The following is an 8,711-nucleotide window of genomic DNA, read 5'->3' on the forward strand; positions in this document are numbered from 1 at the left end:
GCCGGCGAGCTGGTCGTGGCGGCCGTCCTCACCGGCGGCCGGCCGGGTTGGGTGACTCCCGGAAGCAGCCAGATGGTGCCGTACCTCCTCGACGCCCAGAACGGGAGCGCCGCCTCTACCCTCGAGGACATCCTGTCCAGCGCGGACGGCCCGCAGGAGGGGAGCATGACCTTGGGCTGGCCCACCAACTGGTACATGGTGCTCGCCACCTTCCGGCCCGCTTCCAGCACGTCCACCACGCAGCCCGCGACGACCACCACCACCACCACCCGGCCGCCGCCCACCTCCACCACGCGGCCTTCGACGACGACCACCACCGCCACGACCAGCACGACCACGCTGACGCTGCCGCCGATCACGTTGCCGACGTTGCCGCCGATCACGTTGCCCCCGCTGCCTTGACCACCGTGCGGGTGGAGCTGCCGCTCCGAGAACCGTCGGTGAAGGAATGGGCAACGGCAGGGCGACGGCTCTCCTGTTCGCGCAATTCACGCAAGAAGAAGCCGCGTGAGCCGCGCGACTTCCCACATCCGGCACAACCGTGAGGCGCGGCTCCAGGGGGAGGGTAGATACCGGGCGCCGCCTCGATGCTATCGATCGCAGCTATGCGATCCCCCGCTCCCGCCCTGCTCCTCGTCGCCGCCCTCGCCGGCCCCGCGGCGGCGCAGCAATCGACCACCCCGACCTTCGTCCAGGGAGCGGCATTTTCGAGCGCGTCTCGGGTCTCGACGCTCACCGTCACACTCACCCGCCCGGTTGCGCAGGGGGATCTGTTGGTCGGGTGGTTTTCCCAGTTCGACGCCCCCGAGGAGGTTCAGGTATCGGACGACGTGAACGGCACCTGGACGCGGGTGCCCGGATCGCTGACCTTCATGAGCGACACGGGCGACATCGCCCTCTACTACCGCGAGAACAGCCAGGCGGCGCCCAGTGGAATCACGATCACCGTATCCGTCTCCTCGACCGCGTACCTGCAGGGATCGGTCGCCGAGTATTCGGGCGTCGCCCTCGCCGGCTCGCTGGACCAGATCGCCGCGGCGCGCGCTGTGGGAACGGCCGTCGACACCGGTGCGACCGCGGCGGTGGATGCGGGCGAGCTCGTGTTCGCGGCCCTGGTGACCGGCGGCTCTCCCGGCTCGGTGACGCCCGGAAGCAGCCTGGGCGTGCCGTACACGCCTCGGGCGCAGACAGGGAATGGATCCGCCTATGAAGAGGACATCACGTCGAGCGCCGCGGGCGGCCAGCACGGGACGGCCACCCTTGCCTCGGCCACCGACTGGTACGCGGTGTGCGCCGTCTTTCATCCCCTTCCCGCCACCCCGCCCACGCGACCCTCCACCCCCACCGGCCTCGAGGCCACCAGCGTGGCCTCCACCCGGGTCGCCCTCTCCTGGTCGCCGTCCACCGGCAGCGTCGCCGGCTACACCGTGTACCGAGACGGTTCCCCCATCGGGACGGCGCGGCCCGACACGACGACGTTCCTGGACGCGGACACGGCGCCGTCAGCCAGCTACACGTATTCGGTCGACGCCTTCGACCTCGCGGACGATCATTCGGCGCCGTCGGCACCTCTCACGGTCACCACGCCGGCCGCGTCACCCGAATTCGTCCAGGGCGCGGCCGCCTCGTCCGCCGACCGCCTCTCGTCGGACACCCTGACCCTGCCCGAGCCGGTTTCGGCCGGCGACCTGCTGGTCGGCTGGTTCAGCCAGTTCAACGCCCCGGGTGAGGTGCAGGTCTCGGACAACGTCAACGGCCCCTGGACGCGCTCGGCCTCGACGACGTTCAGCGGATCGGGCGACATCGCCCTCTACTACCGGGAGAACTCCGCCGCCGCGCCCTCGGGCCTCACGATCACGGTGTCGGCGTCCGCGCCCGCATATCTGCAGGAGGCGGTCGCGAATTTCAGACACGTGGCGACGGCGGGAGCGCTCGACCAGACCGTGCTATCGGAAGGCACGGGCACCCACGCCAGCGTGGGTCCGAGCGCCTCGGTCCCTGCCGGCGAGCTGGTCGTGGCGGCCGCCCTCACCGGCGGTCAGCCGGCTTCCGCGACTCCCGGAAGCAGCCAGAGGGTGCCGTACGTTCTCGACGTGCGGAACGGGAGCGCCTCCTCCGACATCGAGGACATCCTCTCCAGCGCCGAGGGCCCGCAGGAGGGAAACCTGACCCTCGGCACGGCCACCAACTGGTTCATGGTGCTCGCCACCTTCCGCCCCGCTTCCACCACGGGCACCACGCAGCCCGCGACGACCACCACTACGACCACGCGGCCTCCGCCCACCTCCACCAGCACCACTCGGCCGACCACCTCCACCACGCGGTCTCCGACGACCACCACCACGACCACTCGGCCGACTACCTCCACCACGCGGCCCGCGACGACCACCACCACGACCACTCGGCCGACCACCTCCACCACGCGGCCTTCGACGACCACCACCACGAGGAGCAGCACGAGCACGCTGACGCTGCCGCTGCCGACGATCACGCTGCCGCTGACGACGACCACGCTGACGCTGCCGCCGCTGCCTTGACCATGAGGGTGGAGCTGCCGCTCACGCAGCGACGATGGCGCCGACCGTAGCCGGGGACGTCGGTCTTCGCGCGTCCGGGCCGGAGTCCACACGGACGGACTTCTGCGGCGGGCCAGCCCGACTTCCGCAGGTCGAGGGGTCGAGGTACGGGATTCTGCATGCTTGGCTCCGAAAGTTGGCCCTACACCGCGGCGAGCTCGGGCGCGCGCCGGGGCCGCTCTGCACGCGGATCTCGGAACCAGGTCCTACGAAACCTCGCGACCCTGCACGGGTCCGGCCCGCCGGAAATTTTTTCGTGGACCGAACTGCGGAAGTTGAGCTAGTACCCCGATCCGCCGATTCGTGAGGGCCTTAGGGTCAATCATGGCGCGCCAGGTGAAAGCCGAACTGGGTCGTGAGTGAGGCGAAGCCCCTTTGCGCACGGGGCACGGAATGATCGGGGTGGGAGTGACGCTCTGCGCCGCAGCGGCGTTCGCGGTGCCGCTCGTAGGCTTCGCTGGACAGGAGAGCGCGGGGGACGAGTGCCTGGTCGAGGTCCACGACCACGGCGGCGACGTGCCCGACGGGAGCACGCTCTGCCAGGTCGCGAGCCGCAAGATCTGCACCTTCAGCCTCCAGCTGTGCCGCACCCAGCCCGGCTGCGTGCCTGCGTCGTCCGAGAAGGCCATAGGGACGACCTGCAGCCCGGGGAGGCTCAGGATCACGAAGGCGCAGTCGTCCTGCGGCTCGTTCGTCGACATCAAGGTCCGGACCAAGAGGAATGGCAAGAGGATGCAGGCGTGCACGATCCGCGTCGCGGCCAAGTCGAGGCACAAGCCCGCGCGGATGGACGTCGACGGGATCACGCTCGAGTGCATGCCGGCAGGCAGCGCCTGCCCGGGCCCGACCACCACCACGGTCTCCACGAGCACGACCACCACGACCACGCGGCCGGGAACCTGCACCGGTGCCTGCCCCATCGACACGGTGTTCCTCATCGTGATGGAGAACCACGACTGGTCGAGCATCAAGAACAGTCCATCAGCGCCGTACATCAACCACACGCTGCTGCCGATCGCCTCGCACGCGGAGCAGTACTACAACCCGCCCAACCTGCACCCGAGCGAACCCAACTACCTCTGGCTCGAGGCCGGGACGAACTTCGGCATCCTCAACGACGCCGACCCGTCGAGCAACGTCCAGAGCACCGGCCGCCACCTCGTCAACATGCTCGAGGCGGCCGGGCTCTCGTGGCGGGCCTACCAGGAGGACATCAGCGGCACCGACTGCCCGCTCACCAATGTCGGCTTGTACGACGTCAACCACAACCCGTTCGTCTACTTCGACGACGTCACCCAAGGGAACAGCTCCCGGGCGCCGCGCTGCATCGAGCACGTTCGTCCCTACTCGGAGCTGGAGACGGACCTCATCTACGACAGGGTGGCGCGCTACAACTTCATCACGCCGCACCTGTGCAACGACATGCACGACACCTGCCCGCCGCTGAACGATCCCGTGCAGCAGGGCGACGCCTGGCTGTCGACGGAGGTGCCCAAGATCCTCGCGTCGCAGGCCTACGCCCGCAACGGCGCGCTCTTCATCCTCTGGGACGAGGGCGACACCGGCGACGGCCCGATCGGCATGATCGTGCTCTCGCCCAAGGCCAAGGGCGGGGGGTACTACAACGCCATCCATTACACCCACAGCTCGACGCTGCGCACGATCGAGGAGATCTTCGGCGTGACGGCGATGCTGGGCGACGCGGCGAACGCCACCGACTTGCGCGACCTGCTCGTCAGCTTCCCGTAGACGGCTCCGACGCCGCTCGCGTCGACCCGCGACTCGGGCGCCATCGCCGCCACGCCGGCTGCTACGCCTGCATCGCCTGGGCGATCAGTTCCGCCATCCCGAACTTGCCGTCCCTGGCGAACTCCGGGATGGGCTGCCAGAGCGGGGTCTGATTGAGGAACGAATGCCGGTCGCCCAGCAGCAAGCCGACGAACACCTCCCCGACGATGCGCCCGCCGACCGGGCCGAGCCGGATGGGCGTCTGATTGTCGACGAACGCCTGCTGGGCCTCGGCCAGCACGTAGTACCAGAGCGGAGCGTTTTTGCGGAACTTCGGGGATATGTCGGCCAGGTGGATGTTGGCTGCGGCATCTTCCTCGGTCGCCTTGCCGACGCGCAGCCTGTCATCGGGAATGACCGGCACGCCCATCCTCCTCGCCACGTCCTGGCCCGACGGCAGCCCCATGCGCAGGCCGCGCAGCAGGTTGCGCTCGGCCAGCGAAGCGACCTGCGAGGCGACCTGGGGCGGCAGGTTCCCCAGCGGGTTGACCAGTGACGAGTCGATCTTGTAGGCGGGCTGGCGGCGCCGCTTCCCGTGGCGGGGGGCCGGCCCCAGGTCGAAGAACAGGTTCCATTCGATCGCCAACCGGGCGGGGAACTCGCGGAAGCCCGTCAGATCGAGCACGTTGGGATCGAGCGAGAAGATCACCTGCCGGTCCGCCAGCGTGGTGTTGAGCCGGTACTCCGGCCGCACCATCGAGTGACCGAACCGATACGCCGCGACCGAGAACTCGACCGGCATGAACGGCTCGTGCCGCGGATGGTAGAAGCGCAGGTCGGGCCTGTCCTGGAGGATCGACGTCCCCCGTGCCAGGTGCGGGAGGATGCTCTCCAGCATCGGCCGGCCGATGATCGTGGGCAGAAAGTCGTGGAGCACCACCCACTGATAGTGCCAGCGCACGAGCCGCTGGACGGTGTGGAAGTCGGCGTGGGCTCCGTGCAGGAGGTCCGCGATGCGGTTGTGGAAGCGGAGGAACGTCGCGTGCAGCTGGGACACGATCACGTTCTCGTCGTTGCGGGGGTCGCCGATGAGGGCACGTTTGGGGCTGCCCGGCGCGGGTGAATTGCGGGGCACGTCGCGGGTGTTCGGATCGTGCGGGTTGCCGGTCAGCGGGCGGCCCAGCAGCATCCGCACCCCGTCATCCTCGTAGAGGTAGGGCTGGTCGTCGGGGCCGCGGCCGTAGAGGCAATCGAGGTCGAACCGCGGCGTGCGGAAGTCCACCAGTCCGTCGGGATCGTCTTGCTTCTGCAAGCTGCTCGCCGGGTCGAACGTGAGGTCGTGGTCGATGAACTGGCCCAGGTAGGTGACGCCGGCGCTGATGCCCGGGTCGTCCGGCGTCCCCGTGTTTTCTTCGTCGTCGTTCTCGTCTTCGGAGGTCGGTCTCGCCTCAGCCTCCGCGATCATGGCCGACGCGAGGGACTTCAGGTCTTCCTCGTCGAAGCGCGCGGGCGGCAGCGTACGGAACAGGCGGCCGAACCGGCCCTCGAACTGCGGGGATCCTGGCACCCTTTCCAGACCGCGAAGAGTGCCGTGAAGGCGTGCGGGCATGTCCTTCGTGGCTTCCATCTCCTGCCTCCTGGTGTGGTACGTCATCGCAGCGTTCCGTCCTTTCTCGGGCTACGCGTCGAGGATCCTGACGGGATCGAAGCGCAGCCCGGCCTCGTGCAGCTCCTTTGCGAGCTTCGCCTTCCACGCTCCTGCCGCATCGAGCAGCTTGTACTCGACGCCGTGGATGTCCGACGGGAGCTCCACACCCTCCTCGTAGAGCGCGCACACCCGTTCCCGGCTCAGCTTGGCGATCGAGAAGCCGAGCTCGAAGATGACGTTCTGGCGTGCGCGCGGACGGAGCTTCCGCGGCTCGGGGGCCAGCCCCCCCACGTCGTCGCCCGTCAGCAATACCACGACGAAGGCGACGGGCCACTGCGTCTCGAACTTCTCGATGAGGGTGCGCCCCCGGGCCGCCTGCTCGTCCAGGAGAATGGGCTCGAGCTGGAGCTTCATCAGAAAGCGCGCGACCTTCTCCTTCGCCTCCTCGTTTCTCCCGTAGACGATCAGGACCCTGTCGCCCGCCTCGCCGCTGCTCACCGCGGGGACGGAAGCCTCCGGCTCTGTTTCGGAGAGTCCGAGCTTGTCCGCAACGGACGCCAGGTCCCGGATTTCGGTCTGCACGACCTCTATCAAGCCCCCGGAGGAGGGCGGCGTTCGGCGCCCGTAGCTGCTGCTGCAGACCGTTCGGAGATAGCTCTCCCACACCTCGTGGGACGCGATGAGGAGCCGCAACAGCCGCTCGTTGTATTCGCGCCACGCCTGGTAGTCGTGGGCGACCGCCTCGTCTCCCCGCGCCTCCAGGCGCCGCACGAGCGTCAGGCCACGCTGGATCTGGATCCCGAGGAGCCTGGCGTGCAGGTGTGGCGGCCTCGCCGGGACCGACTGACCTGGAACCTCAGGCAATTTGCCTCCTTAAACGATCGCGGGCCCCGGCGGTCAGCCCTGCTTAAGACGTGCCAATCGGCCACGGCGCGCGGGACGGTTCGGACCGCGTGCCGGCGAGGCGATGCGGAGGCTGCTATGCACCGCGGCCGTCACGACCATGGCGGCCCGGTACAAACTTGGACGGCTCGGGCCGAGTCCTGATGCTCGGCGACCTCCCGCGCCAGCGCCGGATCCGCCTGGCTTCGCCCCCACGTCAACTTCTGGGAGACGCGTGCGGCTCCGGGGCGCCTAGCTAGCCGAGGCGCGGCTTCATCCGCCAGCGGATCAGGACGAGCAGCAGCGCGAAGAGCCCCCCCAGCGCCAACGCCGGCCCCAGCACCTCCGCGAACCCCGCCCCGCGCTCCACGATCCGTCTGAGCGCGATCTGGTACCAGCGCAGCGGGAAGAGCCCGCCCAGATCGCGCACGCCGCGCGGCATGAACTGGTAGGGGTACATCACCCCCGAGAGCACGAACGACGGCATGATGAAGAAGACGGTGATGAACACCGACTGCGCCGTGGTCTGGGCGAGCACCGAGACGAGGACGCCGATCGCGAGCGACGCGAGCACGAAGGGCAGCGTGATGGCGAACAGCGCCGGCCAGCTCCCGTGCGGCCACACGCCGAAGGCGAGCCCGCTCGAGAGGACGGCGAAGAGGAGGAGCCCGTAAGAGACGACGACGTAGGGGACGAGCTTCCCGAGCACGATCTCGAGCGGCGTGGTGGGCAGCGCCAGCATCTGCTCGTAGGTGCCCATCTCGCGCTCGCCGACCAGGCCGCCCGAGGTGACCGAGAGGCAGAGGTTCGTGAGCAGCATGCCGGCGAACGCGGCGAGGAAGAAGATGCGGTCGCTGAGCGTCGGGTTGAACCAGAAGCGCTGCCGGACGTCGATCGGACCCGGCAGCCGCGGCGCGGCGTGCCGCGTGCCCGCGGGGACGAGGCGGGTCGCGAACCCGCCCGCCACCTCCGCCACGTACGCGCCGATCCGGGCGGCGGAGAGCGGGTCGCTCCCGTCGAGCAGGAGCTGCACGCGCGGCCGCCCGCGCTCGACGTCGCGCCGGAAGTCCTCCGGGACGACGAGGACGGCGAGCGCCTGGCCGCGTTGCAGGAGGTCGCGCGCCTGGTCGTAGCTCGCGATCGCGCGCGGCGGGCGGAAGTAGCCCGTCGCCTGCACCTCGGCGACCAGGCGCCGCGCGACAGTGTCCGCGCTCCGGTCGAGCACCGCCCACGGCACGTTGGCCGGCTTGTTGGAGAGCACGAGCCCGAAGATGACGAGCATCATGATCGGCTGCATGAGGACGACGCCCAGGAAGGCGCGGTCGTGGCGCACGATGCGCGCCTCGCGGTACGCCACGGCGAGCACGTTCGACCAGAAGCGGCGGCTCACGTCCGCGCTCCGATCGTGCGCAGCGCGAGCGCCACGAACACCACTCCCGAGAGCGCGAGCACGGTGAGCTCCCAGGCGAGCGCCTCGGGCCCCGCGGCACGGAGATAGATGGCGCGGCTCACGCGGATGTAGTGCGTCGCGGGGAAGGCCTCGGCGAGCCAGCGGAAGACGAACGGCATGTTGCGGGTCGGGAACGCGAAGCCCGAGAGCTGCACGAGCGGGATGCTGAACAGCACGGTCTTCTGCACCGCCTCGGCGGCCGTGCTCGAGGTGGCCGAGAAGTAAAGGCCGAGGGCGAGCGAGAAGAAGACGTAGCCCGAGGAGATGGCGATGAAGAGGAGCGCGTTCCCCTGCGGCCAGACGCCGAGCACGAAGCCGGCGACCAGCATCATGAGCACGACATCGAGCGCGAACACGGCCCCGAGCGGGAGGAGCTTCCCGAGCAGGATCTCGCCCGAGGTCGCCGGCGTCACCTGGAGCTGGTCGA

6 protein-coding genes and 3 pseudogenes are annotated in these 8,711 nt (G+C 69.3%); 2 read left to right on the top strand and 7 right to left on the bottom strand.

Going from position 1 to position 8,711, the window contains the following annotated elements; genetic code table 11:
• Window positions 1-222: 222 nt before the first annotated feature.
• Window positions 223-402: pseudogene (locus tag E6J59_00425) on the top strand (serine/threonine protein kinase).
• 499 nt (window positions 403-901) lie between these two features.
• Here E6J59_00425 and E6J59_00430 read toward each other — a convergent pair.
• From E6J59_00430 to E6J59_00445, 4 genes and pseudogenes are all read right to left on the bottom strand, one after another.
• Window positions 902-1,174 (bottom strand): hypothetical protein, encoded by a 273-nt coding sequence (locus E6J59_00430; GenBank protein TMB24299.1) that lies wholly within the window; start codon window positions 1,172-1,174, stop codon window positions 902-904.
• Window positions 1,175-1,304: 130 nt separating this feature from the next.
• Window positions 1,305-1,418 (bottom strand): annotated as a pseudogene (locus E6J59_00435) (RNA-binding protein).
• A gap of 131 nt (window positions 1,419-1,549) precedes the next feature.
• Window positions 1,550-1,804 (bottom strand): hypothetical protein, encoded by a 255-nt coding sequence (locus tag E6J59_00440; GenBank protein TMB24300.1) that lies wholly within the window; start codon window positions 1,802-1,804, stop codon window positions 1,550-1,552.
• A 444-nt stretch (window positions 1,805-2,248) separates the two neighbouring features.
• Window positions 2,249-2,512: pseudogene (locus E6J59_00445) on the bottom strand (hypothetical protein).
• Window positions 2,513-2,969: 457 nt separating this feature from the next.
• Here E6J59_00445 and E6J59_00450 point away from each other — a divergent pair.
• On the top strand, window positions 2,970-4,325 hold the full coding sequence (locus tag E6J59_00450) for a hypothetical protein (protein ID TMB24301.1): 1,356 nt from the start codon (window positions 2,970-2,972) through the stop codon (window positions 4,323-4,325).
• 61 nt (window positions 4,326-4,386) lie between these two features.
• On the opposite strand, the gene E6J59_00455 is transcribed toward E6J59_00450, so the two are convergent.
• From E6J59_00455 to E6J59_00465, 3 genes are all read right to left on the bottom strand, one after another.
• Window positions 4,387-5,832, bottom strand: a complete 1,446-nt coding sequence (locus E6J59_00455) for a heme peroxidase (protein ID TMB24304.1) — start codon at window positions 5,830-5,832, stop codon at window positions 4,387-4,389.
• A 150-nt stretch (window positions 5,833-5,982) separates the two neighbouring features.
• On the bottom strand, window positions 5,983-6,816 hold the full coding sequence (locus E6J59_00460) for a hypothetical protein (GenBank protein ID TMB24302.1): 834 nt from the start codon (window positions 6,814-6,816) through the stop codon (window positions 5,983-5,985).
• A gap of 274 nt (window positions 6,817-7,090) precedes the next feature.
• The coding region (locus E6J59_00465) for an ABC transporter permease (protein TMB24303.1) at window positions 7,091-8,711 on the bottom strand (1,621 nt) is incomplete at its 5' end.

It is taken from the genome of Deltaproteobacteria bacterium, assembly GCA_005879795.1.
In the GTDB taxonomy this organism is placed as follows: Bacteria; Desulfobacterota; Binatia; order DP-6; family DP-6; genus DP-6.

Excerpts from the sequence above, each read along its gene's own strand:
- E6J59_00440 (TMB24300.1), bottom strand. The coding sequence starts at position 1,804 with ATGTCGCCCGATCCGCTGAACGTCGTCGAGGCCGAGCGCGTCCAGGGG.
- E6J59_00450 (TMB24301.1), top strand. The coding sequence starts at position 2,970 with ATGATCGGGGTGGGAGTGACGCTCTGCGCCGCAGCGGCGTTCGCGGTG.